Source organism: Parapusillimonas granuli, assembly GCF_013416525.1.
GTDB lineage: Bacteria > Pseudomonadota > Gammaproteobacteria > Burkholderiales > Burkholderiaceae_B > Parapusillimonas > Parapusillimonas granuli.
In genome coordinates, this window is sequence record NZ_JACCEM010000003.1 from 376,091 (window position 1) to 400,331 (window position 24,241).

The window sequence follows — 24,241 nt, forward strand, 5'->3', positions numbered from 1 at the left end:
GCGCCGCCTACGCCGCGCGCAGCACCTTGGCCAGTGTCGAGAACAGCTGCTCCATCTGCGCGTCCTCGATGATCAGCGGCGGCGACAGCAGCATGGTGTCGCCCGAGGCGCGGATCAGGCAGCCTTCCTTCAGGCAGGCCTTGTGCGCCTGCTGCGCGCGCTGCCCGGGCTTGCCTTCGATGGGCGCGAGCTCGACGGCCGCAAGCAGGCCGATGTTGCGCACGTCCACGACGTGGGGCTCGCCCTGCATGGCGTGCGCCAGCGCCTCCCAGCGGGGCGCCAGCGCCTGCGCGCGCGCGAACAGCCGGTTTTCCTGATAGTGGCGCAGCGCGGCCAGGCCGGCGGCCGCGGCCAGGGGATGGCCGGAATAGGTATAGCCGTGCGGCAGTTCGATGCCGCTGCCGCCGGACTGCATGAAAGCGTCGTATATGGGCCGGCGAACGAAGGTGGCGCCCATGGGCACGGCCCCGTTCGTGAGGCCTTTCGCGCTGACGACGAGGTCGGGCAGGACGCCGAAGTATTCGCAGGAAAGCATGCCGTCGATGCGGCCGAAGCCGGTGATCACTTCATCGAAGATCAGCAAGATGCCGTGCCGGTCGCAGATCTCGCGCAGCCTGGGCAGATAGTCCTTGGGCGGGACCAGCACGCCGGTGGAGCCCGCCACCGGTTCGACGATGACCGCCGCCACGGTGGACGGATCGTGCAGCAGCAGCAGGCGCTGCAGGGCGTCGGCCAGTTCCGCGCCCCAGTCGGGCTGGCCGCGGGAATAGGCCATGCGGCCGCGGTCGTATGTATGGGGCAGGTGCAGCACCCCGGGCAGCAGCGGGCCGTAGGGCCGCCGATGCCCCGATATGCCGGAGACGGACAAACCGCCGAAACCCACGCCGTGGTAGTCGCGTTCCCGCCCGACCAGGCGGTAGCGATGCCCTTCGTTGCGGGCCCGGTGATAGGCCAGGGCTATCTTCAATGCGGTGTCGACCGCCTCGGAGCCCGAGTTCGAGAAGAACACGTGCGAGAGGTCGCCCGGCGCCGCCTCGACCAGGGCGTCGGCGTATTCGAACACGATGGGGTGGCCCATTTGGAAGGAAGGCGCGTAGTCGAGCTCGTCGGCCGTTTGCTGGATGGCGCGCACCACCGGCGCGCACCGATGCCCCGCATTCACGCACCACAGCCCGGCGATGCCGTCCAGCACGGACGACCCGTCGGCGCGATAGTAATACATGCCGTCGGCGCGGGCGAAAAGTTCAGGGTTGGACTTGAATCGCTGATTGGCCGTGAAAGGCATCCAATAGGCATCCAGCGGGGGCGAAGAGGGGATCGGGGCGGCGCTCATGTGAACTCACCTGCAAGTTTAGGTGGTTCTATTTTGTACCAAACAACTATTTAATGCAATATATGGCGCAATGGCCGGGCACGGCGCGTCCCGGCTGCCGAGGCACGCGCACGCCTCATGCGCGCATCGCGCGCCGTGGCGGCGGAGCCTCAGCTTTTCGCCAGGGCAGACAGCAGATGCTTGCGCATCAGCGCCGCCGCCCATTGCGGGTCCTTGCTTTCTATGGCGTCCAGGATTTCCAGGTGTTCGCGCGAGGCTTCCATGACGTGGTCGTGGCGATAGAAGGCGTCGTGCTCTTCCAGGCGCCGCAATTGCGTCTGCTGCTGGAGCGCCATGACGATGAAGCGGTTGCCGGAGAAGCGCGCCAGCATTTCGTGGAAGGAGGCGTTCAGGCGGAAGAATTCCGCCGCCGAGACGCTGTCCTGCGAACGGGTCAGGAGCTCGGTGAAGGCGGCGCGGCTGCGGCGCATGTCTTCCGCGTCCGGCTGGAAGCCGGGTTCGAGCAGGCCGCCGCATTCTATGATGATCCGATAGCGGTAGCTTTCCGTCAGGGCTTCGCGCGAGTCCAGCGCGGGCATGAACTGCCAGCCGCGCCCGGGCCGTTTCTCGATCAGGTTTTCCGAGGTCATGCGCGACAGCACGTTGCGCAGCACCGCGGCCGAACAGCCATAGCGGCGCAGCAGGTCTTTCTCGATCAGCGTGTCGGGCAGCCGCTTGCGGGCCCGGTCCTGGATGAGCGCGCGATAGAGGGCGTCGGCGCTGGCGCCGCCGTCCGCGAGCGCGGGCAACGAGGCCGCCTCGCCCGCATGGTGGACGAAGTAGCCGCTGTTGGAGCGGTAATGGATGGCGCCGTGGCTCGCCAGCAGCTTCAAGGCCCCCCGGATGGGAGTGCGCGACACCTGGAACATGTCGGCCAGCGCTTCTTCGCGCAAATGCGAGTCCGCGGGAAAACTGCCGTCGGCGATGTGCGCCGCAATGCGGCGGGCCAGATCGCGCTGGAGAGGGGTGGGCCTGTACGTGGTCATGGCGTAGTGTAACGGGGTTTTCCCTTAGTTGGATTTATATTGCACTTAATCGAATTTTAGTACATTATTCCCTTGTATCGATCCATCATCATCGCAGGAATCCAGGCATGTCAACAGCGCAACCCGATGCCGGCATCTTTCCGCTGGTCGAAGTCAGCGGCAGCCCTTACGAGCGCGGCCGCCAGCACGGCGCCGCGGTGCCCGGCCGCGTCCGCGCCAGCGTGGCGCTATACCGCGGCCAGCTGGACCGGCGCGGCGTGACGCCGCAGCGGCTGCTCCGGCTCGCGCAGGCCATGGAAAAAACCATCGCCGCCTACGACGAAGCCTATCTGGAAGAATTGCGCGGCATCGCCGCGGGCGCCGGGCTCAGCCTGGCCGAGATCATCACCGTGAATTGCCGCACGGAAATGATGTTCGGCCACGGCGCGCTGGCCCAGGCCCCGCAAGAGCCCGACGACGGCTGCACCGGCATCATCGTGCTGCCGCAGGCCAGCGCCAGCGGCAAGCTATTGCACGCCCACAACTGGGACTGGCGCCAGGAATGCGTCGACACCGGCATCGTCCTGCTGATGCGGCGCAGCGACGGCCCCGATCTGCTCGTCTTCACCGAAGCCGGCGCCCTGGCCCGGCACGGGTTCAACAGCGCCGGCGTTTCGCTCAGCGGCAACTTCCTGGGCTCCGACCGCGACTACCAGCAGCCCGCCGAAGTGCCGCTGGTGCTGGTGCGCCGGAAAATGCTGGAATCGGCCAACCTGTGCGCCGCCATGAAAGTGCTCTGGGGCGCGCGCCGCTTCTGCTCCAACAATCTCATGCTGGCGCAGGCCGAGGGCGAAGCCGTGAACCTGGAATGCGCGCCCGACGAGATCTTCTGGCTCACTCCCGACGACGGCATCCTGGTGCACGCCAACCACTGGCTGTGCCCCGCCGCCCGCGCCAAGCTGCGGGACACCGGCCTGGCCATGACGCCCGACTCCCTCTACAGGCAGCGCCGCGTCTCCGCCGCGATGCGCGCCACATCCGGGGGCGTGGACTGGGACACCATCAAGGCGGCGCTGGCCGACGACTTCGCCAAGCCCGACGGCGTGCTGCGCCATCCCAAGCCCTCCAGCTTCGACAGCATTTCGGCCACGGTGGCCACCACCTGCATGGAACCGGCGTCCGGCTTCATGCACATCGCCCGCATGCCTTACGCCTCGCCCCGGCACTTCGCCAAATACCAACTTTGAACTCGGCGCGCCCGGCGAACCCGCCGCGCCTTCCAGGAGACGACCATGCCGAACATCGCTCATCGCCGCGCCAGCAGCCACACACGGCGGCTGCCCGCCGCCGTCGCGCTGGCCCTGGCCTTCGCGGCCATGCCGGCGGCGGCCCAGAAAGCCGCCGACACCTTGCGCATCCAGATCAACTCCGACCTCCGGTCCAGCAATCCCGGCGTGAACCGGGACGACAACACCGACGCGGTCCTGCTGCACCTCACCGAAGGCCTGGTCGCGTTGAAGGAAGACCTTTCCGTGGGGCCCTTGCTGGCTTCCGGCATCAAGGTGTCGGACGACGGCCTGACCTATGCCTTCACCCTGCGGGACGGCGTGCGCTTCCACAACGGCGCGGCGCTGAGCGCCCAGGACGTCGTCTGGAACTGGAAGCGATACCTGGATCCCAAGACCTCCTGGCGCTGCCTGCCGGAATTCGACGGGCGCGGCATGACGAAAATCCTTTCCGTCGAGGCGCCGGACCCGAAAACCGTCGTCTTCACCCTCGACCGGCCTTCGGCGCTCTTCCTGAACAACATGGCCAGGCCCGACTGCGGCGGCGCCGCCATCATGCACCCCGATTCGGTGGACGCATCCGGCCAATGGCGGGCGCCCATCGGAACGGGCCCGTACAAAATGGGGGAATGGAAGCGCGGCCAGTACCTCGAACTGCAGCGCTTCGACGACTACGCGTCTTTGCCCGGCCCGGGCGACGGCTATACCGGCGGCAAACACGCACTGGTCAAGACCCTGCGCTACATGGTGATCCCCGACGCCGCCTCGGCCAAGGCCGCCTTGTATAGCGGCGCCATCGACGTCTATGCGACCGCCAGCAGCGCCGACGTGCCCGAACTGCGCAAGCGCCCCGACGTGCAGACCATCGTCAGCCCCTCCATGAACATGGTGGCGCTGCTGTTGCAGACCCAGGATCCGCTGCTGAAAGACGTGCGCATCCGCAGGGCCCTGGCGCTTTCGCTGGACCTGCCCATGATCGCCGAGACCGTCACCGAAGGCATGTCCAAGGCCAACAGCTCCGTGGTGCCCACCAGCAGCCCCTATTACGACAAGGAACAGGCCGCCACCTACGGGCGCGACCTCGCCGAGGCGCGCAAGCTGCTGCAGCAGGCGGGCTACAAGGGCCAGCCCATCAAGATGATCACCAACAAGCGCTATCCGGCCTGCTTCGATTCCGTCGTCCTGGCGCAGGCGATGGCCTCGGAAGCGGGCATCAATCTGGAACTCGAAGTCCTGGACTGGGCCACGCAGCTCGACCGCTACGGCAAGGGCGACTATCCCGCCATGGCCTTCACCTACTCGGCTCGGCTGGACCCCGCGCTGAGCTTCGAAATGATCTCCGGCGACAAGCAGAAGCAGCCGCGCAAGGTCTGGGACGACCCCGAAATGGGCAAGCTGCTGGCCGAAAGCATGCGCGAGGCGGACGCCGCCAAGCGCCAGGCCCTCTTCAACCGCATGCACGCGGCCATGCTGAAGGACGTGCCCATCATCGTGCTCTATAACGGCACCAACGTCACGGGGCTGCGCCGGGGCATCGAAGGCTACAAGGGCTGGGCGGCCGACAAGCCGCGCTTCTGGAACGTGAGCTTCAAATGATGGCGGCGCCGTCCACGCGCCGCGCGGGCGCCGCCGCCAACGGCAGGGGGGCATGACGATGCTCGCCTATCTCGCAAGGCGTGTTGCGCAGACCATCCCCACGCTGCTGCTGGTCGCGCTGGCGGTGTTCGCGCTGCTGCGCCTCATCCCGGGAGACCCGGCCCAACTGATGCTGGGAGACGGCGCCGACGCCGAGTCCCTGGCCAGGCTGCGCGACCAGATGGGCCTGACCGGGTCGTTGCCGGCGCAGTTCATGCATTGGCTGTCCGCCGTGCTGCGGGGCGATTTCGGCCATTCCCTCAGCGACGGGCAGCCCGTGCTCCCGGTCATCCTCGAACGTTTCCAGGTCAGCGCCACCATCGTGGTGGCGGCGGTCGCCATCGCCGTGTGCGCGGCCGTGCCCGCCGGGCTGGTGGCCGCCTGGAAGCAGAACAAGGCGCTGGACGTCGGCATCGTCATGACGGCGACCCTGTTGCTGTCCATTCCCAGCTTCTGGCTGGGCATGCTGCTCCTGCTGTGGTTCGGCCTGCACTTGAACTGGCTGCCGGTCGTGGGCTATGTGGCCCTGCGCGACGACTTCTCCCAGGGCATCCTGTACGTGATATTGCCGATCGCCACGCTGGCCATGGTCGAAACCGGCGTGTTCACGCGCATGGCGCGCGCCAGCGCCATCGAGGTTCTGCGCCTGGAATACGTCGCCCATGCGCGGGCCAAGGGCGTGCCGGAAGCCGGCGTGCTGCGCCGCCATGTGCTGCCCAACGCCTTCGCCCCGACCCTGACGCTCATCGGCCTGATGCTGGGCAATCTGCTGGGCGGCATCGCGGTGCTGGAAACCGTCTTCACCCTGCCGGGGCTGGGGCGCCATCTGGTCGACGCCATCTTCGCCCGCGACTATCCCGTCATCCAGGGATGCCTGCTGTTCACCGCCTTCATCTACGTGTGCGTGAACCTCGTCGTGGATCTCTGCTATCCCTTGTTCGACCCGCGCGTGACGGCGCAGTAGGACCCATCATGAAGCGCATGCAAGTCAATACACTGATAGGCGGACTGCTGATCGGCGCCGTGGGCCTGTTGGCCCTGACGGCGGTGTTCTGGACGCCCTACGACCCCCTGGCCCTGAACCTGCGCGCGCGGCTGCAGGCGCCCAGCGCGGCGTACTGGCTGGGAACCGACGAATTCGGCCGGGACGTGCTCAGCCGCATCATGCAGGGCGCGGCCACGAGCTGGCTGCTGTCCATCGTCACCGTGGCGGTCGCCGTCGCGGCCGGCGCGCTCATCGGCGGCGTGGCGGGATTCCTGCGCGGCCCGACCGACCGGGCGCTGATGATGGTCAACGATGCGCTGCTGGCCTTTCCGGGCATCCTGCTCGCCATGGGCATACTGGTCATCGTCGGGCCCAACAAGTGGGGCATCGTGCTCGCCTTGTCGCTGGCGTACACGCCCTCGGTGGTGCGCGTGGTGCGCGGCTCCGTGCTGTCCATCCGCGAAAAAGAACACATAGAGGCATCCCGCATCATGGGAAATTCCGAGTGGTACACGATGTGGCGCCACATTCTGCCCAACTGCGTCGCGCCCGTCGCCGTGCTGGCGACCAGCATGTTCGGCTGGGTGATCCTGTCCGAAAGCGCGCTGAGCTTTCTGGGCCTGGGCGTGCCGCCCCCGGCGCCGACCTGGGGCAATATGCTGGCCGGCGCGCGAACCTACATGAACACGGCGGTCTGGCTGGGCATAGCGCCGGGGCTCTGCATCGCGATGACGCTGCTGGGTGTCAATCTGCTGGGAGACAGCCTGCGGGATCGCCTCGATCCAAGGATGGCCCGATGAGCGCGCACGAAACCTTGCTGCAGGTCCGCGGCCTGTCGCTGCGGGCCCAGGCCGGCGGGCAGCCCATCGTCAAGGACGCCGGTTTCGACGTGGCGCCCGGCGAATTCCTCGCCATCGTCGGGGAATCCGGCAGCGGCAAGACCATGGTCGCCCGCGCGATCATGGGGCTGACGCCGCCGGGCGTGGAAATCGCCGGCGGGCAGATCCTCTTCGACGGGCAAGACCTCACGCAATGCAAGCCCAGGCAGTTGCAGGCGCTGCGCGGCGCGCAGCTGGGCATGGTCTTCCAGGAGCCCATGGTGTCCCTCAACCCCGCGCACCGCATCGGCGCCCAGATGGCCGAAGGCCTAAAGCTGCACACCCGCCTGACCGGCACGGAAATCCGGGAAAAATGCATCGCCATGCTGCGCCGCGTCCGCATCGAGAATCCGGAGCGCTGCCTGGACGCCTACCCGCACGAATTCTCCGGCGGCATGCGCCAGCGCATCATGCTGGCCAGCGTCATGCTGCTGCAGCCCCGCCTGCTGATCGCCGACGAGCCCACGACGGCCCTGGACATGCTGGCGCAGCGCGAAGTCCTGGACCTCATGGTGGAGCTCGCCGCCCAGGCGCGCACGGCCGTCATCCTCATCACCCACAACCTGGGCCTGGTGTCGCGCTACGCCCAGCGGGTCATGGTGATGTGCCGCGGCGACGTGGTGGAAACCGGCGGCGTGCGGCAGGTGCTGCGCGCGCCCGCGCACGAATACACGCGCAGCCTGCTCGCGGCCCTGCCCAGGCCGGGCCAGGCAAGGCCGCCGCGCGCGGGCGGCGAGGCCGTCATCCGCGTCCAGGATCTCCAGGTCGTCTACCCCGGCTCGCGCAAAGGCCTGTTCGGCCGGCATGCGGCTCACCACGTGCTCAAGCGGGTCAGCCTGGACATCCATGCCGGGGAAACCGTGGCGGTCGTCGGCGGCAGCGGTTCCGGCAAGACGACGCTGGGCCGGGCCATCCTGAACGTGGTGCCGATCGCGGGCGGGCGCGTGCTGTACCGGGGCGTCGATGTGGGCGGCGCCCGCGGGCCGGACCGCCGCCGTTTCCGGCTGGGCTGCCAGCTGGTCTTCCAGGACCCTTATTCATCGCTCGACCCGCGCATGCGGGTCCACGCCATCGTCGCGGAGCCGCTGCGCCTGGTGCCGGGGCTGGACGCGCGCGAGAAGAAGCGCCGCACCGATGAAACCCTGGACGAGGTCGGCCTGCTGCATTTGGCCGAGCGCTGGCCGCATGAGCTGTCCGGCGGCCAGCGCCAGCGCGTCGCCATCGCCCGCGCCTTGGTGCGCCGTCCGGAGTTCGTGGTGGCGGACGAGCCGGTATCGGCGCTGGACATGACGATACAGGCGCAGGTGCTGGCCCTGTTCCGCGACCTGCAGGCGCATCATGGTTTCGCCTGCCTGTTCATCAGCCATGATCTGCTGGCGGTGGAGCAGATCGCGGAAAGAGTGGTGGTCATGGAAAAGGGCAGCATCGTAGAGCAGGGGGCGACCCGCGATGTCCTGGGGGCGCCGCGCCATCCCTATACCAAGGCGCTGCTGGAGGCCGCGCCTTTGGTGGATCTCGGCCGGCAAGCCGCTTGAGGAGCCTCATTCCAGGTAAACATTGAAATCCCGCAGCTGCGCCTCGCTTTTCTTGATCTCTTCCAGGCTCGCGGCGCCCCCGTCGGCCACCAGCAGCGCCACCAGCATCTGCGCGACGGACAGGGCCGGCACGACCGACGGGAACAGCGAAGGCGTGGCATTCGCCACCACGATCAAGGCATCCGCATGAGGAGCGATGGGCGACACCACGCTGTCGGTGACGGCCACCACCTTCAGGCCGCGCTCCCGGGCGAAGCGCACCGCGGCCACCGAATCCCTGGCATACGGCTCATAGCTGAAAATGATCAGCGCGTCTTCCCGCCGCGAACGGCGCAGCTCGTCGGCGAATATGCCCCCCACGCCCGAGAGCAGCGTGATATTCCGCATGAACATCCCGCAGGCATAATTGAAATAGAAGGCCGCCGGAAACAGGCTCCGCAAGCCCACGGCATAGATGTGACGCGCCTGCGCCAGCAGGTCGCGCGCCGCCCCCAGCGCCTTCAGCGTGTCCGGCGCCGTCATCTTGCGCAGATTGTCCGTGTCGGCCGCGACCAGCTCCGCCAGCAGGCGTTCCGATCCATCTCCGCCGTGCTGCTGCAGCGCCGTGGCGCGTTCCGTGAAAGATCCGCCGCCCTGCGCCAGCCAGCCCCGATAGGCGCTGCGCAATTCCTCATAGCCCTCGAAACCCAGCTGCCGCGCCAGCCGGTGCATGGCGCTGGCCTGCAGCCCGGCGTCGGAGGCCACCGTGCGCATGGAATTCAGCGCGATGGCGCGCGGGTTGTCGATCGCGTAGCGGGCGGCGCGCTGCAGCGTCGGGGATAATTGGTCGAACCGCTCTTTGATGAGCCTGTCCACCGCAAGCTTGTCCATCGGTCCTCCTGGCGGCATGGAAGAACGCTATTGTAGGACGCCGACGGAAGCGATCGCCGCGTCCACCGCGGCGGCGAGGATGTCGACCGCTTCTTCCAGCTCCGCCTGCGTGGCGAGGAAGGGCGGCGCCAGCAGCACGTGGTCGCCCCGCACGCCGTCCATGGTGCCGCCGCCGGGGTAGCACGCCAGGCCGCGCGCAAGCGCTTCCCGCTTGATGAGGGCGTGAAGGCGCAGGTCGGGGTCGAACGGCGTGTCCGGCTCGCGTCGCGCCACCAGCTCGATGGCCTGGAACAGCCCGCGTCCGCGGATGTCCCCCACGTGGGGATGGCCGCCGAAGCGGTCGCGCAGCAGCCGGTGCAGGGTTTCGCCAAGCTGGGCGGACCGGCGCACCAGGCCGTCGCGTTCGATGATGTTCTGGACGGCCAGGGCGGCCGCGCAGGCGACGGGATGGCCGATATAGGTGTGGCCATGCTGGAAGGCGCCCGAGCCCGACACGATCGCATCGACGATTTTCTCCTGGGCCATGACCGCCGCGATGGGCTGGTAACCGCCGCCCAGCCCTTTCGCCAGGCACAGCAGGTCGGGTTCCACGCCCTCCCGTTGGAAGGCGTGGTAGGCGCCCGTCCGGCCCAGTCCGCACATGACTTCGTCCAGGATCAGCAGCACGCCGTGGCGGTCGCACACGCGGCGGATCTTCTCGAAGTAGCCCGGCACCGCGCAGACCGCGCCGGCGGTCGCGCCCACCACGGTTTCCGCGATGAAGGCGCTGACGGTCTCCGGACCCAGGGCGAGTATCGTCTGTTCCAGTTCCTGGGCGAGCCGCGTCCCGTAGGCGTCGTCGGTTTCGCCGGCAAGGCGATAGTGGCGCGCGAAGCAGGGTGAGACGTGGTGGCTTTCCACGAGCAGCGGCTGGTACAGCGCGCGCCGGCCCTGATGGCCGCCGATGGCCAGGGCGCCCAGGGTGTTGCCGTGGTAGCTCTGCAGCCGGCCTATGGTGTGGCGGCGCGTGCGCTCGCCGCGCTCGACATGGTATTGGCGCGCCATTTTCAGTGCCGCCTCGACGGCTTCGGAACCGCTGGACAGGAAGTAGACATGCCCCAGGCCCGCGGGCGACTGCCGGACCAGCGTGTCCGCCAGGCGTTCCGCGGGTTCCGAGCTGAAGAAACTGGTGTGCGCATATTCCAGCTTGCGCAATTGCTCGATCATGGCGTCGATGACTTCGGGATGCCCATGCCCCAGGCAGGATACCGCCGCGCCGCCGGACCCGTCGTAATAGCGCCGTCCCGACGCATCGATCAAATAATTGGACTGCCCCCGCGCTGCCAATTTCGGAGGGGTCAAAGGGCTGCGATGAAAAATGTGCGTCATGTGGGATTCCAGCGGTGTTGACTTGTCGATCGGAAAATCAGATCATATGATCCATGATATCAAAATTTAGATCAAATGTTCACTTTCATTTCAAACCGGAATTCCCAACCAGAGGGGACAACATCATGAAGCCGCTATTCCAATCCAGTCATCGCAAGCCGGGCCGCGCGGTGCTGCCGGGCCTCGCCGCCGCCGCCATCGCCGCCGGCGCGCTGTGCGCAACGCCGGCGGCGGCGCAGGCCTGGCCCGCCAAACCGATACAGCTGATCGTGCCCTTCGGCGCCGGCGGCACCACCGATCTGCTGGCCCGCATCGTGGCGGAAGGCCTGTCCAAGCGGCTGGGCCAGAGCGTGGTGGTCGAGAACAAGCCCGGCGCCGGCGCGAACATCGGCGCGGCCGAAGTCGCGCGCGCCAAGCCCGACGGCTACACCTTGCTGATGGGTACCCCCGGGCCCCTGGCCATCAACCCCTACGTCTATCCCCAGATGAGCTTCGACCCGGCCAAGGATTTCGCCGCGGTGTCTTACGTGGCGGACGTGCCCAACGTCATCCTGACCAATCCGCAGTCCGGCCTCAAGAACATGGAAGACGTGATCAAGCGCGCCAAGGCGGAGCCCGGCATCCTCAACTGGGGGTCGCCGGGCGTCGGCAGCACCGGCCACATCTCGCTGGAACTGCTCAAGCAGCTGTCGGGGGTGGACATCGCGCACGTCCCCTATAAAGGCGCCGCCCAGGCCACGACCGACCTGATGGCCGGCCACATCACGCTCTCGGGCGACAACGTGCCCACGGCGCTGGCGAACATCCGCGCCGGCAAGGTGGTGCCCCTGGGCGTCGCCAGCGAAAAAGAACTGGAAGTCCTGCCCGGCGTGAAGCCGGTCGGGGACACCGTCAAGGGCTATCTGCTCAATTCCTGGTTCGTCATCGTCGCGCCCGCCGGCACGCCCAAAGACGTCGTGGACCGCATCAGCCGGGAAATCGACGCTTTCGAAAAAGAGCCCGACACCATCGAGAAGTTCCGCGCCCTGGGCGCCATCCCCGTCGGCGGCTCGCCCGAGCATCTGGCGGCGCATCTGAAATCCGAGCAGAAACGCTTCGGCGAACTCCTGAAGAACATCAAGGTCGAGGGCAAATGAAGCCGAAACGATTGGCCGTGGCGCGCTTCTGGTACGAGGGCAACGCATTCAGCCCGGCGCCGGCCGGCATGCCGGAATTCGAGCAATACGAATGGATGGAGGGCCCCTCGGCGCTGGAGCTCATGCGGGGCACGGCGCACGAACTGGGCGCCGTCGCCGCCTTCGCCGATGCGCATCCCGACTGGGAAGTCGTCGTGTTGCGCTGCGCCGCCGCGCTTCCCGCCGGGCCCATAGACGACGCGGTGTTCGAGCGATTCATCGATGAACTCAGGCAAGGCCTGCAGGCCGGGCAACTGGAAGGAGGCTGGGACGCCGTCTACCTGTCGCTGCATGGCGCCGCCATCACCGGGCGGCGCGAAACGCCGGAACTGGAAATCGCGCGCATGGTCCGCGGCCTGCTGCCGGAGACGCCGCTGGGCGCAAGCTTCGACCTGCACGGCAACCTGCCGCCGGAATGGGCGGGGGTCCTGGACTATGCCTCCGCATACCGTACGCATCCGCACATCGACATGGCCGAAACCGCGGCGCGCGTGCTGGCGGCCTTGTCACGCATGGCCGGCGGCGGGCTGCAGACCCGCAAGGCCCTGCTCAACGAACGCATCGTATTGCCCAGCATCAACATGCGCACGGCGGCGGGGCCCATGCGCCTGCTGGAAGAGGTGGCGCGCGACGCCGCGGCGGGCGCGGTGCTGGACGTCTCGGTGTTCGGCGGCTTCCCGTATTCCGATACCGCGCATACCGGCGCGTCGGTGTTCGCGGTCAGCGACGCCTCGCGCGATCCCACGGGCGCCGAAGCGGCCGCTGCCGCGGAAACAGTCATGGCGCGGATCCGCGCATCGGCGGACCAGTTCCGCATCCGGCTGCCCAGCGCTGAAGACGCGCTGGCGGCCGCGCTGGCGGATACGCGGCCAGGGCTGATCGCCGTCACGGACTCGGGGGACAATCCCTTGTCGGGCGGCGGGGGGGACACGCCCGGCCTGTTCCGGGCGCTCGTGGCGGCGCGCCCGGATGTGCCGGCGCTGTTCGCGAGCTTCGCCGATCCGGACACGGTGCGCGCCGCCCTGGCGGCGGGGGTCGGCGCCGGCATGGACGTCGCTCTGGGCGGACGCCACGGTCCGCAGTTCGGTGCGGGCGTCCATGTCCGCGCGGTCGTGGAGCGCCTGACGGACGGGGAATTCCGGAACACGGGACCGATGATGACGGGAATAACGCGTTCCTGCGGCCAGAGCGTGTTGTTGCGATTGGAAGATACGCCCAGTGTGCGGGTGATCGTGACGGAACGCATCACGCCGGCCGACGATCCGGCGTTCTACGCCTTGCATGGGGTGGATCCCGCCCGGTTGCGCCTGCTGTGCGTCAAGGCGAAGAACCATTTCCGGGCGGCGTTCGCGGAACGCTGCATTGACATCATCGACTGCGATGTGCCGGGTCCGGCCTGCCAGGATCTGACCCGGCTGCCGTTCCGGCACACGCATATTCAGGCGTCCTGAGGACGTGCGCGGCGGGGGTCACTGCGCCGTCTTGGTCCCCGCCCCGCGGTCATCGATGCGGTTGATCTTGGTGCCTTCCAGCGACACCCCCGCCATCAGGCCCACGTTCGTCATCACGAAGCCCACGATCGGCTCGCGTATCGTATTCAAGTCCAGAGCGCCATTGGCGCCGATATTGGCCACGGCCACGGTGGCGTCCACGCCGGCCGTCCAGCCATTGCTGGCGAGGAATTTGTCGAGCGCTTCCTGAGTCCGGAACACCATGACGATCGCCTTGGACTGGGCGCCCGCCTGCAGGCCGACGGAGCCGCTGGAAGTGCTGTAATAGCCCCTGTTCTTGCCATTCACGCGCAGCACCCCGTCACCGTGTTCCAAGCCCACGACGAACCCGCCTCCGATCACCCGTGGAAAGATCAGCACCCCTTTTGCCTGGGACACCAGCTCGCGGGAATTCGGCGCCACCTCGTAGAGCCGTTTCAGCGCGGCATCGGCGCGCTCGTTGATGCTGTCGCGCCTTTCCACGCCGGTCTGCGTTTCACGCGGCAGCGTGGTCGTGCAGGCCGTGACGGCCAGGGCCGAAACGCCCACGATGGCGGCGGCAAGCACGTGCCGGGGGGAGGGCAGAGTCATCGTTTTCACAGTTCATTCTCCTGTTGCGCAAGGCGCGAAATTATAGCTTCCGCAGCAATTATCGTTCCCGGCGGGCCCGCCCGCCAGGGGGGCGGCGCGGTCCGGGTACACCGCGTGCTGCACAAAGGCGGCCGGGCGGACGGGTTCCGGCCGGCGACAGTTTTCAGTTTTCTTCATGGAGGGTGCATGAGTACCGAACTAGCCAAGCAAAAACCGCCGACAGTCGTCAATGGAGCGGTCCGCTTCACTGTTTTGGTCGAGGGGCGGGCCAACCAGGATTTCGAGGTCTCTTCGGACGCGCTGGTCGAGCATTTCGGAGCCGCCGACACCTCGGACGATGAATTGCTGGAGGCCTTCAGGAAGGGCAAGGCGGAGATCATGGAAGTGGCCGCGCAGAGCGTGAACACGCCCGCCGCCGACGTCATCGTGCTGGGCACCGGCGATTTTCCGGAACGCACGCCGGGCAAGCCGGGGTCCTCTTCCTGAGTTCGCGGGCGGGCGCCGGCCCGCCACGAGGGCGCCGGGCGGGCGCATACGCCGTCCGACCCCGCACGCAGCGGCGGAAAGTCCTGAACGGCGTCGACAGACTCAAAAGCCTTGTCTTAAAAAAATCGGGATGAACGGCCAGGAATGAGGCAAAATGTCTAATTCCGATACCGTCTGCAGAAGGAAACCTCATGAGTTCGCCCGCGCCGGCTTCATCCATCATAGACATCAATCTCGATAGCTTGACGCAATTGGACGAAGTTTACCGGTACAGGCTCCTGGTCGAGGCCGTTCAGGACTACGCAATCTACCTGCTGGACCCGGACGGCTATGTCCGCACCTGGAACCTGGGCGCCCAGCGTTTCAAAGGCTATGCGCCGTCCGAGATCATCGGCAAGCATTTTTCCTGCTTCTACACAGAAGAAGACCGCGCCGCCGGCCTCCCGGCCCGCGCCCTGGATGTGGCCGCCCGCGAAGGCCGGTTCGAATCGGAAGGCTGGCGCGTGCGCAAGGACGGAACCCGTTTCTGGACCAGCGCCGTCATCGACGCCATCCGCAACACCCATGGCACGCTCATCGGCTTTGCCAAGATCACCCGCGACATCACCGGCCAGAAGCAGGCCGCCGAAGAGCTGCAGCTCGCCAGGGAATCATTGCATCAGGCCCAGAAAATGGAAGCCATCGGCCGCCTCACGGGAGGCGTGGCCCATGATTTCAACAATTTGCTGACGGTCATCCGCGGGGCGGCGGAAATGCTGCGCAACACGAATCTCCCGGCCGCCAAGCGCATGCGTTATGTCGACGCCATCGCAAAGACCGCCGACCGCGCGGCGCATCTCACCAAGCAGCTGCTTGCCTATGCGCGGCAGCAGCCCTTGCACCCCACCACCTTCGAGGTCGGCCGCTGCATAGAGTGCATGAAAGAGCTCTTCCGCGCCACCACCGGCTCGTCCATCGAGCTGCTCTATTCGCTTCCGGCGCGGCCCTGCTATGTATGCGCGGACGCCAACCAGCTGGAAACCGCGCTGCTCAATATCGTCATCAACGCCCGCGACGCCATGCCGGACGGCGGCCGCCTGACCATAGACGTCAGCACCGTCAAGTTCCTGCCGGCCACGGACCATGACCCCGCCACGCCGGGGGAGCACGTCGCGATACGCGTCACCGACACGGGAACCGGCATGCCGGCCGACGTCCGCGACCGCATCTTCGAACCCTTCTACACCACCAAGCCGCCGGGCCGGGGCACCGGCCTGGGCCTGAGCCAGGTGATCGGCTTCGTCACGCAGTCGGGCGGCCGGGTCGACGTGTCCAGCGACGAGGGCGCCGGCACCAGCTTCACGCTCTATCTGCCGCTCGCGGAACCCGCGGGCTATGAAGACCTGATATCCAGCGGTACCGACGACTTGTCCTGGCTCAAGCCGGTCCAATACCGCATTCTCGTCGTCGAAGACAACAAGGACGTGGGGGAAATCGTGTCCAGCATGCTGAACGACATGGGCCAGCGCAGCACGCTGGTCAACAGCGGCGGCGCCGCCCTGGACGCGCTCCAGAACGAGGGCGGGGCGTTCGACCTGGTCCTGACGGACATCGTCATGCCCGAAATGAGCGGCCTGGAACTCGCCCGGACCATCAAGACCCGCTGGCCCAAGGTCAAGGTCATGCTGGCCACCGGTTGCAACCCCGCCTTGTCGCGCGCGGATGCCGGCAGCTTCGACTTGCTGCATAAACCGTATTCGAAAGAGGCGCTGGTCCAGGTGATCGAAAGCCTCAAGACCCGGCAGGCCTAGAAGGCGGGTCGAGTTTGGAAGGCTCGGCGGGCCTGGCCTCGCCTTCGTACAGCACCCGCATTTCTCCGCGCCCGAATTGCAGGCCCAGTTCTTCCAGCTTGCGCATGATTTCCAGGTTGATGCCTTGCTGGATGTCCATGTAGCGGTTGTAATCCGCCGACAGCACGTAATAGACGACTTCGAATTCCAGCCCACGCTCCGAGAACTGGAGCAAATGGGCGCGGTCGAAGCGCGTGCCTTCCACGGCCGTGATGATTTCCTTGACGGTGCTGGCGATCGCTTCGGCCTGCGCGGCGGTCGCTCCGTACGCGACCGTGAAGCGGAAGGCGATGCGGCGCAAGTCCATGCGCTTGTAGTTCTGGATGGTCTGCTTCAGCAGCTCGGTGTTGGAGCAGACGATCTGTTCGCCCCCGAGGCTGCGGATGCGCGTGGTTTTCAGTCCCACGTTTTCGATGCTTCCGGCAATGCCGCCCACCACGATGAAGTCTCCGGGCTCGAAAGGCTTGTCCAGGCCGATGGAGATCGAAGCGAACAAGTCGCTCAGGACCACCTGCGCGGCCAGGGCCACCGCGACGCCGCCGATGCCCAGGCTGGCGACGAAGGCCGTGATGTTGACCCCCATGTTGTCCAGTATCGCCAGCACGGCCACCACCCACAGGACCGCGCGGGCGGTCATCGTGACGATGGTCATGGTGACGCGGTTCAGGTCCGGCCGCCGCTCCATGTAGCGCGACATGGTGTAGGTGATGGCGCTGCCGGCCCAGAATGCGACCTGCAGCACCACCGCCACGAACCACAGCTGCGAGAGCCCGCTGCGCCAGGCCAGGGGCAATTCCAGGAACTTCACGCCGATCAGCAGGGAAAGCACGAACAGCGCGAACGCGCTGGTGCTGGCGACGGCGCGCAGCAGCAAGGTGGCCAGCCAGAGATGGTGCTTGTCCGCATGGCGGTTCAGCCGCCCGCGCACGAACCGCCGTATCCACAGCAGAAGAAACAATACGACCGTCGCCACCGACAGGGCGACGACCCAGTTCCAGACGGGAATCGACAATACCGTTGTTTCCAGCCACCAGCCTTGCATCATGGTCCTCCTGTTCTTCAATGATTGCGGGCGGCCCCATGGCGGCACATTGCCGGGCGGCCGGCCCGCGTGCGCCGGTGTCAGCAAATAGCAGGCCGCGGCGCTCAGGGCCTGCCGACGTCGACAGGCCCTAGCGGCCGGTGGCGGGCAGGGACAGCTTCGCCACGATGTCGCTCAGCCCCGCGGTGACTTCGCCGCGCAGCCGCGACTCGGGAAGTATGGTGTCGGGGCCGCCGCAACTCAATACGAAAGTGCCCTCGCCCGTGATCGCGGTGAAGGGGGCGGCCGCGGCATTGATGCCCGGCTGCCAGTCGCCGATGCCGTAGCAGCAGCCGCCGGCGGCGAAATCGCGGCAGGCCTTCCGCATGATCTCGGGCATGCCGGCGGGCAGGTCCAGCTTGGCCAGCAGGGCTTCGCGCTCGCCGGCCGGCAGGCCGGCCAAATAGGTGCGGCCCATGGTGCTGTCCATGCCGACGCGATGCCCCACGGGCAGGCGCAGATAGAGCGCCGACGAACCATGCACCGCGTCCACATAGGTCATGAGCTGGCCGTCGAAAACGCCCAGCGCCACGGCCGCGCCGGTGGCGTGCGCAAGCTGTTCCATGAGGGGACGCGCCAGCTGGCGCACTTCGAGGCTGGCCAGGCAGCCGAAACCGAGAGCCAGCACGCCGTAGCCCGGGGCATAGCGGCCGGTTTCACTGTCGTAGCGCAGGTAGCCGAGCGCCGTCAAGGTGTAGACGATGCGGCTGACCGTCGATTTGGCGAGCCCCGTGCGCTCGGCCAGTTCCAGGTTGCCCAGCGACTTGACCCCGGGCGTGAAGCAGCGCAGCACACCCAGGCCGCGGGCCAGCGCATCGACGAAGTCGGGCGACGAGGAATCGCCTTGCATGCTCGTGCGCTTGCGCCGCGCGGGGCGCAGGCGGCCGGCCGTGGATGCGGCGGAGGGAGGAGGGGGGCGATGGGATTGCATTCGGCGCGGCGCTGATCTATATTAGTTGAAAAAAAGGAACTGAATTCCATTGTACGGAATTCAAATGAAGAAGTCACTCATTTCACGACCCAGGAGACAAGCAATGTTCAAAACCGGCATCAAATTCATCGCCGCCGCCATACTCGGCATGGCGGCCGGCCTTGCCGCCGCCGCTTATCCCGAACGCGCCATCACCATGATCACGCCTTTTCCCGCGGGCGGCGCCACCGACGGCCTGGCCCGCACGCTGGCCGAACACATGGCCAAGACGCTGGGCCAATCCGTCGTGGTGGAAAACCGCGCCGGCGCGGCAACGACCATCGGCGCGTCGCACGTGTCGCGCGCCACGCCCGACGGCTACACCATCCTGCTGGCCACCAATTCCACCCTGGTCACCAACCGCTTCCTCTTCAAGAACCTCACCTACGATCCCGATGCCTTCGCACCCATCGGCATGATCGGCATCGGCCCCATGGTGCTGCTCTCAACCAAGAAGGACCAGTTCAAATCGCTGGCCGACGTGGTCAAGGCGGCGAAGGCCCAGCCCGGCACGCTGTCCATCGCGTCGTTCGGGGCGGGCACGTCGTCCCACCTCGCGGCGGAATACTTCCAGCAGCTGGCCGATATCAAGCTGCTGCACGTGCCGTTCAAGGGCTCCACCCAGGCGCTGCCCCAGCTCATCAACGGCGACGTCGATCTCTTCTTCGACATGGTCTCCACCGGCATGCCGCAGGTCGATGCCGGCAAGGTCGACGTGCAGGCCATCACCAGCAAAGACCGCATGTCGACGCTGCCCAAGCTGGCCACCGTCAGCGAGTCGGGCTATCCGGGCTTCGAAATGACGGCATGGTTCACCCTGGTCGCGCCTCCCGGCACGCCGCAAGCGGCGACCCGCGTGCTGGGCGATGCCTTGAGGGCGGCGCTCAATGACGAAGCCGTGCGCAAGCGCATGCTCGTCATGGGCATCGAGCCTTCCGACGGCAGCCCCGAAGCGCTCACCGCGCAAATCAAGCAAGAAATCCCCATCATCCAGTCCCTGGTCAAGCGGGCAAACATCGCTGTTCAGTAGAGAGAAATCAACATGCCAGTCCACCCCTATTGGGAATTCCCCCACATGAGCCGGCGCCTGCCCGTGCTGGCCGCCAATGTCGTCAGCACCAGCCAGCCCCTGGCGGCCCAGGCGGGGCTGCGCATGCTGCTGGCCGGCGGCAACGCGATCGACGCGGCGCTGGCCGCGGCCATCACGCTGACCGTCGTCGAACCCGTCATGAACGGCATCGGCGGCGACGCCTTCGCGATCGTGTGGGACCAAGGCCGGCTGCATGCCCTGAACGCCTCCGGCCGCGCGCCGCAAGCCTGGACGCCCGACCGCTTCCAGGGCATGGCGGCCATGCCGCCGCTGGGCTGGGATACGGTCACCGTGCCTGGCCAGGTCGCCGGCTGGGCCGAGCTTTCCCGCCGCTTCGGCAAGCTGCCGTTCGCCGCGCTGTTCGAGCCCGCCATCGCCTATGCCGAAGACGGCTTCGCGGTCACGCCCACCATCGCCCGCCAGTGGGCGGCCCAAGGGGCCGTCCTCAAGGACCAGCCCGGTTTCGCCCAGGCTTTCCTGCCCTCCGGCGCCGCGCCCGGGGCCGGCGACTTGTGGCGCTTCCCGGCCCAGGCTGCCACCTTGCGGCGCATCGCGGACAGCATGGGCAAGGATTTCTACGAAGGCGAACTGGCGGATCGCATCGCGGCCTTCGCCGCGGCCACCGGCGGCGCACTCGCGCGCGCCGATCTCGCGGCGCACCGCTGCGACTGGGTGGAACCCCTGTCCATGAGCTACCGGGGCGACTACGCCCTGCACGAACTGCCCCCCAACGGGCAGGGCATTGCCGCGCTGATGGCCCTGGGCATGCTCGATACCTTCGACCCGCCGCGCGGCGACGATCCGCTCGATCTCTTCAAGCTGCCCATCGAAGCCATGAAGCTGGCCTTCGCCGACCTGCACGAGCACGTCGGCGATCCCGTGGCCATGGGCGACCTGACGGCGCAATTGCTGGACAAGGACTACCTGCGCCGGCGCGCGGCGCAGATCGATCCCTCCAGGGCGTCCACCCCCGCCGCCGGCCTGCCCGGCCAAGGCGGCACGGTCTATCTGGCGGCGGCGGATGCCGGCGGCATGATGGTGTCGTTCATCCAGTCCAACTACCACGGCTTCGGATCGGGCGTCGTCGTGCCGGAAACCGGGATCGCGCTGCATAACCGCGGCCGCGGCTTCTCGCTCGCGCCGGGCCATCGCAACCAGGTGGGGCCCGGCAAGCGGCCCATGCACACCATCATTCCGGCGTTCATCACGCACAAAGGCCAGCCCTTCGCCGGCTTCGGCGTGATGGGCGGCAACATGCAGGCGCAGGGCCACGTGCAGATGATGCAGCAGCTGGTCGACCTGCAACGCAATCCGCAGGCGGCGGTCGATGCGCCGCGCTTCCGGGTCGAGGCCGGCCCGCGCGTCATGCTCGAGGCCCACACGCCGGCGCCGGTGGTCGACGCGCTGCGCGCCTGCGGGCACAATATCGACATGCAGCCCGCCGACAGCCTGGATTTCGGCGCGGCGCAAGTCATCCAGAGGCTGCCTCACGGCGGCTACATCGCCGGTTCCGACCCCAGGCGGGACGGCCAGGCGGTCGGCTATTGAGTATTAAGGCTATCATCCGGATTGACGATTTTTCCCGTACCCGACACCGACCCAAGACATGAGCACACTGAGCGCCATACAAAACCGCGATATCGACCATCACCTGCACCCCTACACCAATGCCGTCAAGCACCGGCAAATAGGCCCCCGCGTCATCGAGCGCGGCGAAGGCATCTATGTATACGATGACCAGGGCCGCAAATACATCGAAGGCATGGCCGGCCTCTGGAGCGTGGCGGTCGGCTTCAACGAGCGGCGGCTCATGGATGCCGCCGCGCGCCAGATGGAGAAGCTGCCCTACTACCACACCTTCACCCACAAGACGCACACGCCTTCGGTCGAGCTCGCCGAAAAGCTCGTGCAGCTGACGCAGGGCCGCATGCGGGCCGCCTTCTTCACGAACTCCGGCTCCGAGGCCAACGACACCGTCATCAAGATGGTCTGGTACTACAACAACGCCCTGGGCCGCAGCCAAAAGAAGAAGATCATCGCCCGCAACCGGGGCTATCACGGCGTGACGGTCGCCGCGGCCAGCCTCACCGGCCTCGCGCCCAACCATCGCGGCTTCGACCTGCCCCTGCCGCAAATGAAGCACGTCGCCTGCCCGCACTTCTATCGCGAAGGCAAGGAAGGCGAAACGCAGCAGGATTTTGCCACCCGCATGGCCGAAGAGCTCGAAACCCTGATCCTGAACGAAGGGCCGGACACCGTGGCCGCCTTCATCGGCGAACCCGTCATGGGCGCCGGCGGCGTCATCGTGCCGCCCGAAACCTATTGGGACAAAATCCAGGCGGTATGCCGCAAGTACGACGTGCTGGTGATCGCCGACGAAGTCATCACCGGCTTCGGCCGCCTGGGCACCATGTTCGGCTCGCAGAAGTTCGGCATCGAACCCGACATCATGGTGCTGTCCAAGCAGATCACCTCGTCCTACCTGCCGCTCGCCGCTGTGTTGCTGGGCGACAAGGTGCATTCCGCCATCACCCGGTATTCGGGCGAACTCGGCACTTTCGGCCATGGCTACACCACCAGCGGGCACCCCGTGGCCACCGCCGTCGCGCTCGAAAACATACGCATCATCGAAGAGAAAAACCTGGTCGAAAACGCCGCCCGCGTGGGCGAAGTGCTGCAGTCCTCGCTGCGCGCGCTGAGCGACCACCCCCTGGTCGGGGAAGTGCGCGGCACGGGCCTGATCGCCGCCGTGGAACTGGTGGCCGACAAGGCCGGCCGCGTGCCTTTCGACCCGCTCGGCAAGGCGGGTGCGGCGGTCTACGAGGCGGCGCACGAGCACGGGCTGATCGTGCGCGGCATCCAGGACAGCATCGCGTTCTGCCCGCCGCTCATCATCACGGAAGCGGAAGTCAAGGACATGGTCGGAAGGTTCGTCGACACGCTGGAAAACGTCAAACCCCAGCTTCTTTGATCTTGGCGCGCTCCCACTCCCGATATTGTCGATCTCATGGAACATTATGAACGGTGCAGATAGCCTTTGCGACACCCTGCTGGCCAACGACGTGGACGTCTGTTTCGCCAACCCGGGCACTTCTGAAATGCATTTCGTGGCCGCGCTGGACCGGAAACCGCGCATGCGCTGCGTGCTCGGCCTGTTCGAAGGCGTCGTCACCGGCGCCGCCGACGGGTATGCGCGCATGGCGGACAAGCCCGCGGCGACTTTGCTGCACCTGGGCCCCGGCCTGGGCAACGGCCTGGCCAACCTGCACAATGCCCGGCGCGCCCGCGTGCCCATGATCAACATCGTGGGCGACCACGCCACGTATCACCTGCAATACGACGCCCCGCTCACCAGCGACATCGAGGCGCTGGCCGGGCCCATGTCGCACTGGGTCAGGCGCACGCCCGATGCGCAATCGGTCAGCGCCGACGCCGCGGAAGCGGTGCGCGTGGCGTGCCGGGCGCCGGGCCAGGTCGCCACCCTGATCCTCCCGGCCGATGCCGCCTGGACCGATCTTCCGTCCGGCACGCCGGCGCCGGTGCGCGCCCGGGTCGACCCGCCCGGCAAGACCTCGGCCGAATCCATCAGCGCCGCGGCCCGGGCCATACGTTCGGGCCAGGCCACCGTGCTGCTATTGGGCGGCGCCGCGCTCAGGGGCAGAGCCTTGGCCGCCGCCGGGCGCATCGCCCACGCAACCGGCGTCAGGCTGGTCGCAGAAACCTCCAATCGCCGGGTCGAGCGCGGCCGGACCCGCCCGCCCGTGGCGCGGCTGCCTTATCCCGTCGACCTGGCGCTGGATAGCCTCAAAGACGCCAAGCACTTGCTGCTGGCCGGGTCGCGCGCGCCAATCGCATTCTTCGCCTATCCCGGCAAGCCCAGCAAGCTCGCGCCCGAAGACTGCGCCATCCTGACCCTGGCAGCCCCCGACCAGGACATGGACCACGCCCTGGAGTGGCTGGCCGACGAATTGGGAATCGCCGCCAGCGCCCCGCAACTGGCCGCGCCCGCTCCTTCCGCCGACATCCCCGTCAGCGGCCGCCTGACCGGCGCCGCGGTGAACATGGTGCTGGCCAGCCGGCTTCCCGAGCACGCCATCGTGTGCGATGAATCGATTACCCAGGGGCGTGAATTTCCCGTGCACAGCGCCGCCAGCGCTCCGCACGACTGGCTGCAGCTTACCGGCGGCGCCATCGGCATAGGCCTGCCCCTGGCCACCGGCGCGGCCGTTGCGTGCCCCGACCGGAAAGTCATCACCCTGCAGGCGGACGGCAGCGGCATGTACACCGTCCAGGCGCTCTGGACGCAGGCGCGCGAGAATCTCGATTGCCTGACCATCATCCTGGCCAACCGTTCCTATGCGACGCTGTACGGCGAAATGAAGAACGTTGGCGTCGCCGATCCGGGCCGGAACGCCAGGCGCATGCTGGACCTGCACGAACCGCCCATAGACTGGGTGGGCTTGTCGCGCAGCCTGGGCGTCGAGGCCGTGCGCGCCGACACCGTGGAAGACTTCATCCGTTGCCTGCAGGCCGGCCTGGCGCGCAAGGGGCCGTTCCTGATCGAAGCCTTGATTTGATTCGGCGGGCGGCGCGTTTCCCCTGGCTTCGCCCTGATCGCCATCGGATGCCGTTTGC

General features: G+C 67.2%; 20 protein-coding genes. 13 read left to right on the forward strand and 7 right to left on the reverse strand.

Going from position 1 to position 24,241, the window contains the following annotated elements; all coding sequences use genetic code 11:
* Positions 1-7: 7 nt before the first annotated feature.
* Together aptA and H0A72_RS07040 are read right to left on the reverse strand one after the other, a co-directional pair.
* Complete coding sequence (gene aptA / locus H0A72_RS07035) at positions 8-1,333, reverse strand: omega-aminotransferase AptA (protein WP_180154354.1); 1,326 nt, start codon at positions 1,331-1,333, stop codon at positions 8-10.
* A gap of 149 nt (positions 1,334-1,482) precedes the next feature.
* Entirely contained in the window at positions 1,483-2,358 is an 876-nt protein-coding gene (locus tag H0A72_RS07040) for a GntR family transcriptional regulator (RefSeq protein WP_180154355.1), read from the reverse strand.
* A 107-nt stretch (positions 2,359-2,465) separates the two neighbouring features.
* Here H0A72_RS07040 and H0A72_RS07045 point away from each other — a divergent pair, with 107 nt between their 5' ends.
* Genes H0A72_RS07045 through H0A72_RS07065 form a run of 5 tightly spaced genes read left to right on the forward strand, consistent with a single transcriptional unit; the run spans position 2,466 to position 8,656 of the window.
* Positions 2,466-3,584 carry a C45 family autoproteolytic acyltransferase/hydrolase gene (locus tag H0A72_RS07045; RefSeq protein WP_180154356.1) on the forward strand — a complete coding sequence of 373 codons (1,119 nt, stop codon included), beginning with the start codon at positions 2,466-2,468 and terminating at the stop codon, positions 3,582-3,584.
* Between the two features lie 45 nt (positions 3,585-3,629).
* Positions 3,630-5,219: an ABC transporter substrate-binding protein gene (locus H0A72_RS07050; RefSeq protein ID WP_180154357.1), complete on the forward strand. Its 1,590-nt coding sequence runs from the start codon at positions 3,630-3,632 to the stop codon at positions 5,217-5,219.
* A 58-nt stretch (positions 5,220-5,277) separates the two neighbouring features.
* Complete coding sequence (locus tag H0A72_RS07055) at positions 5,278-6,222, forward strand: ABC transporter permease (protein WP_180154482.1); 945 nt, start codon at positions 5,278-5,280, stop codon at positions 6,220-6,222.
* Positions 6,223-6,230: 8 nt separating this feature from the next.
* Entirely contained in the window at positions 6,231-7,043 is an 813-nt protein-coding gene (locus H0A72_RS07060; RefSeq protein WP_180154358.1) for an ABC transporter permease, read from the forward strand.
* Positions 7,040-8,656 (forward strand): dipeptide ABC transporter ATP-binding protein, encoded by a 1,617-nt coding sequence (locus tag H0A72_RS07065; RefSeq protein WP_180154359.1) that lies wholly within the window; start codon positions 7,040-7,042, stop codon positions 8,654-8,656. The genes H0A72_RS07060 and H0A72_RS07065 overlap by 4 nt, the downstream gene beginning before the upstream one ends.
* 6 nt (positions 8,657-8,662) lie before the next feature.
* Here the strand turns inward: H0A72_RS07065 and H0A72_RS07070 are convergent, their stop codons facing one another.
* Positions 8,663-9,526: a MurR/RpiR family transcriptional regulator gene (locus H0A72_RS07070; RefSeq protein ID WP_180154360.1), complete on the reverse strand. Its 864-nt coding sequence runs from the start codon at positions 9,524-9,526 to the stop codon at positions 8,663-8,665.
* Between the two features lie 27 nt (positions 9,527-9,553).
* Complete coding sequence (locus tag H0A72_RS07075; protein WP_180154361.1) at positions 9,554-10,894, reverse strand: aspartate aminotransferase family protein; 1,341 nt, start codon at positions 10,892-10,894, stop codon at positions 9,554-9,556.
* Between the two features lie 125 nt (positions 10,895-11,019).
* Here H0A72_RS07075 and H0A72_RS07080 point away from each other — a divergent pair, with 125 nt between their 5' ends.
* Both H0A72_RS07080 and H0A72_RS07085 read left to right on the forward strand, forming a co-directional pair.
* Positions 11,020-12,030, forward strand: a complete 1,011-nt coding sequence (locus H0A72_RS07080) for a Bug family tripartite tricarboxylate transporter substrate binding protein (protein ID WP_180154362.1) — start codon at positions 11,020-11,022, stop codon at positions 12,028-12,030.
* Positions 12,027-13,520: a M81 family metallopeptidase gene (locus tag H0A72_RS07085; protein ID WP_180154363.1), complete on the forward strand. Its 1,494-nt coding sequence runs from the start codon at positions 12,027-12,029 to the stop codon at positions 13,518-13,520. The genes H0A72_RS07080 and H0A72_RS07085 overlap by 4 nt, the downstream gene beginning before the upstream one ends.
* An 18-nt stretch (positions 13,521-13,538) precedes the next feature.
* Here H0A72_RS07085 and H0A72_RS07090 read toward each other — a convergent pair whose 3' ends face one another.
* Entirely contained in the window at positions 13,539-14,150 is a 612-nt protein-coding gene (locus tag H0A72_RS07090; protein WP_180154483.1) for a BPSL1445 family SYLF domain-containing lipoprotein, read from the reverse strand.
* A 186-nt stretch (positions 14,151-14,336) separates the two neighbouring features.
* Here H0A72_RS07090 and H0A72_RS07095 point away from each other — a divergent pair, with 186 nt between their 5' ends.
* Together H0A72_RS07095 and H0A72_RS07100 are read left to right on the forward strand one after the other, a co-directional pair.
* Positions 14,337-14,636: a DUF1488 family protein gene (locus H0A72_RS07095; RefSeq protein ID WP_180154364.1), complete on the forward strand. Its 300-nt coding sequence runs from the start codon at positions 14,337-14,339 to the stop codon at positions 14,634-14,636.
* 191 nt (positions 14,637-14,827) lie between these two features.
* Entirely contained in the window at positions 14,828-16,426 is a 1,599-nt protein-coding gene (locus H0A72_RS07100) for a PAS domain-containing sensor histidine kinase (RefSeq protein ID WP_180154365.1), read from the forward strand.
* Here the strand turns inward: H0A72_RS07100 and H0A72_RS07105 are convergent.
* Positions 16,407-17,510 (reverse strand): mechanosensitive ion channel family protein, encoded by a 1,104-nt coding sequence (locus tag H0A72_RS07105; RefSeq protein ID WP_180154366.1) that lies wholly within the window; start codon positions 17,508-17,510, stop codon positions 16,407-16,409. The two genes, H0A72_RS07100 and H0A72_RS07105, sit on opposite strands and share 20 nt — an antisense overlap.
* 127 nt (positions 17,511-17,637) lie before the next feature.
* Entirely contained in the window at positions 17,638-18,477 is an 840-nt protein-coding gene (locus tag H0A72_RS07110) for an IclR family transcriptional regulator (RefSeq protein ID WP_180154367.1), read from the reverse strand.
* A 103-nt stretch (positions 18,478-18,580) separates the two neighbouring features.
* Here H0A72_RS07110 and H0A72_RS07115 point away from each other — a divergent pair, with 103 nt between their 5' ends.
* Genes H0A72_RS07115 through H0A72_RS07130 form a run of 4 tightly spaced genes read left to right on the forward strand, consistent with a single transcriptional unit; the run spans position 18,581 to position 24,183 of the window.
* Positions 18,581-19,546: a Bug family tripartite tricarboxylate transporter substrate binding protein gene (locus tag H0A72_RS07115; protein WP_180154368.1), complete on the forward strand. Its 966-nt coding sequence runs from the start codon at positions 18,581-18,583 to the stop codon at positions 19,544-19,546.
* A 12-nt stretch (positions 19,547-19,558) separates the two neighbouring features.
* Positions 19,559-21,154 carry a gamma-glutamyltransferase family protein gene (locus H0A72_RS07120; RefSeq protein ID WP_218953207.1) on the forward strand — a complete coding sequence of 532 codons (1,596 nt, stop codon included), beginning with the start codon at positions 19,559-19,561 and terminating at the stop codon, positions 21,152-21,154.
* Positions 21,155-21,212: 58 nt separating this feature from the next.
* Positions 21,213-22,577, forward strand: a complete 1,365-nt coding sequence (locus tag H0A72_RS07125) for an aspartate aminotransferase family protein (RefSeq protein WP_180154369.1) — start codon at positions 21,213-21,215, stop codon at positions 22,575-22,577.
* A 46-nt stretch (positions 22,578-22,623) separates the two neighbouring features.
* Positions 22,624-24,183 (forward strand): acetolactate synthase large subunit, encoded by a 1,560-nt coding sequence (locus tag H0A72_RS07130; RefSeq protein WP_180154370.1) that lies wholly within the window; start codon positions 22,624-22,626, stop codon positions 24,181-24,183.
* The last annotated feature ends 58 nt before the right edge of the window (positions 24,184-24,241 follow it).

Excerpts from the sequence above, each read along its gene's own strand:
- H0A72_RS07075 (WP_180154361.1), bottom strand. The coding sequence starts at position 10,894 with ATGACGCACATTTTTCATCGCAGCCCTTTGACCCCTCCGAAATTGGCA.
- H0A72_RS07050 (WP_180154357.1), top strand. The coding sequence starts at position 3,630 with ATGCCGAACATCGCTCATCGCCGCGCCAGCAGCCACACACGGCGGCTG.
- H0A72_RS07115 (WP_180154368.1), top strand. The coding sequence starts at position 18,581 with ATGTTCAAAACCGGCATCAAATTCATCGCCGCCGCCATACTCGGCATG.
- H0A72_RS07090 (WP_180154483.1), bottom strand. The coding sequence starts at position 14,150 with ATGACTCTGCCCTCCCCCCGGCACGTGCTTGCCGCCGCCATCGTGGGC.
- H0A72_RS07085 (WP_180154363.1), top strand. The coding sequence starts at position 12,027 with ATGAAGCCGAAACGATTGGCCGTGGCGCGCTTCTGGTACGAGGGCAAC.
- H0A72_RS07100 (WP_180154365.1), top strand. The coding sequence starts at position 14,828 with ATGAGTTCGCCCGCGCCGGCTTCATCCATCATAGACATCAATCTCGAT.
- H0A72_RS07045 (WP_180154356.1), top strand. The coding sequence starts at position 2,466 with ATGTCAACAGCGCAACCCGATGCCGGCATCTTTCCGCTGGTCGAAGTC.
- aptA (WP_180154354.1), bottom strand. The coding sequence starts at position 1,333 with ATGAGCGCCGCCCCGATCCCCTCTTCGCCCCCGCTGGATGCCTATTGG.
- H0A72_RS07055 (WP_180154482.1), top strand. The coding sequence starts at position 5,278 with ATGCTCGCCTATCTCGCAAGGCGTGTTGCGCAGACCATCCCCACGCTG.
- H0A72_RS07110 (WP_180154367.1), bottom strand. The coding sequence starts at position 18,477 with ATGCAATCCCATCGCCCCCCTCCTCCCTCCGCCGCATCCACGGCCGGC.
- H0A72_RS07040 (WP_180154355.1), bottom strand. The coding sequence starts at position 2,358 with ATGACCACGTACAGGCCCACCCCTCTCCAGCGCGATCTGGCCCGCCGC.
- H0A72_RS07105 (WP_180154366.1), bottom strand. The coding sequence starts at position 17,510 with ATGATGCAAGGCTGGTGGCTGGAAACAACGGTATTGTCGATTCCCGTC.
- H0A72_RS07125 (WP_180154369.1), top strand. The coding sequence starts at position 21,213 with ATGAGCACACTGAGCGCCATACAAAACCGCGATATCGACCATCACCTG.
- H0A72_RS07070 (WP_180154360.1), bottom strand. The coding sequence starts at position 9,526 with ATGGACAAGCTTGCGGTGGACAGGCTCATCAAAGAGCGGTTCGACCAA.
- H0A72_RS07065 (WP_180154359.1), top strand. The coding sequence starts at position 7,040 with ATGAGCGCGCACGAAACCTTGCTGCAGGTCCGCGGCCTGTCGCTGCGG.
- H0A72_RS07060 (WP_180154358.1), top strand. The coding sequence starts at position 6,231 with ATGAAGCGCATGCAAGTCAATACACTGATAGGCGGACTGCTGATCGGC.
- H0A72_RS07080 (WP_180154362.1), top strand. The coding sequence starts at position 11,020 with ATGAAGCCGCTATTCCAATCCAGTCATCGCAAGCCGGGCCGCGCGGTG.
- H0A72_RS07095 (WP_180154364.1), top strand. The coding sequence starts at position 14,337 with ATGAGTACCGAACTAGCCAAGCAAAAACCGCCGACAGTCGTCAATGGA.
- H0A72_RS07120 (WP_218953207.1), top strand. The coding sequence starts at position 19,559 with ATGCCAGTCCACCCCTATTGGGAATTCCCCCACATGAGCCGGCGCCTG.
- H0A72_RS07130 (WP_180154370.1), top strand. The coding sequence starts at position 22,624 with ATGAACGGTGCAGATAGCCTTTGCGACACCCTGCTGGCCAACGACGTG.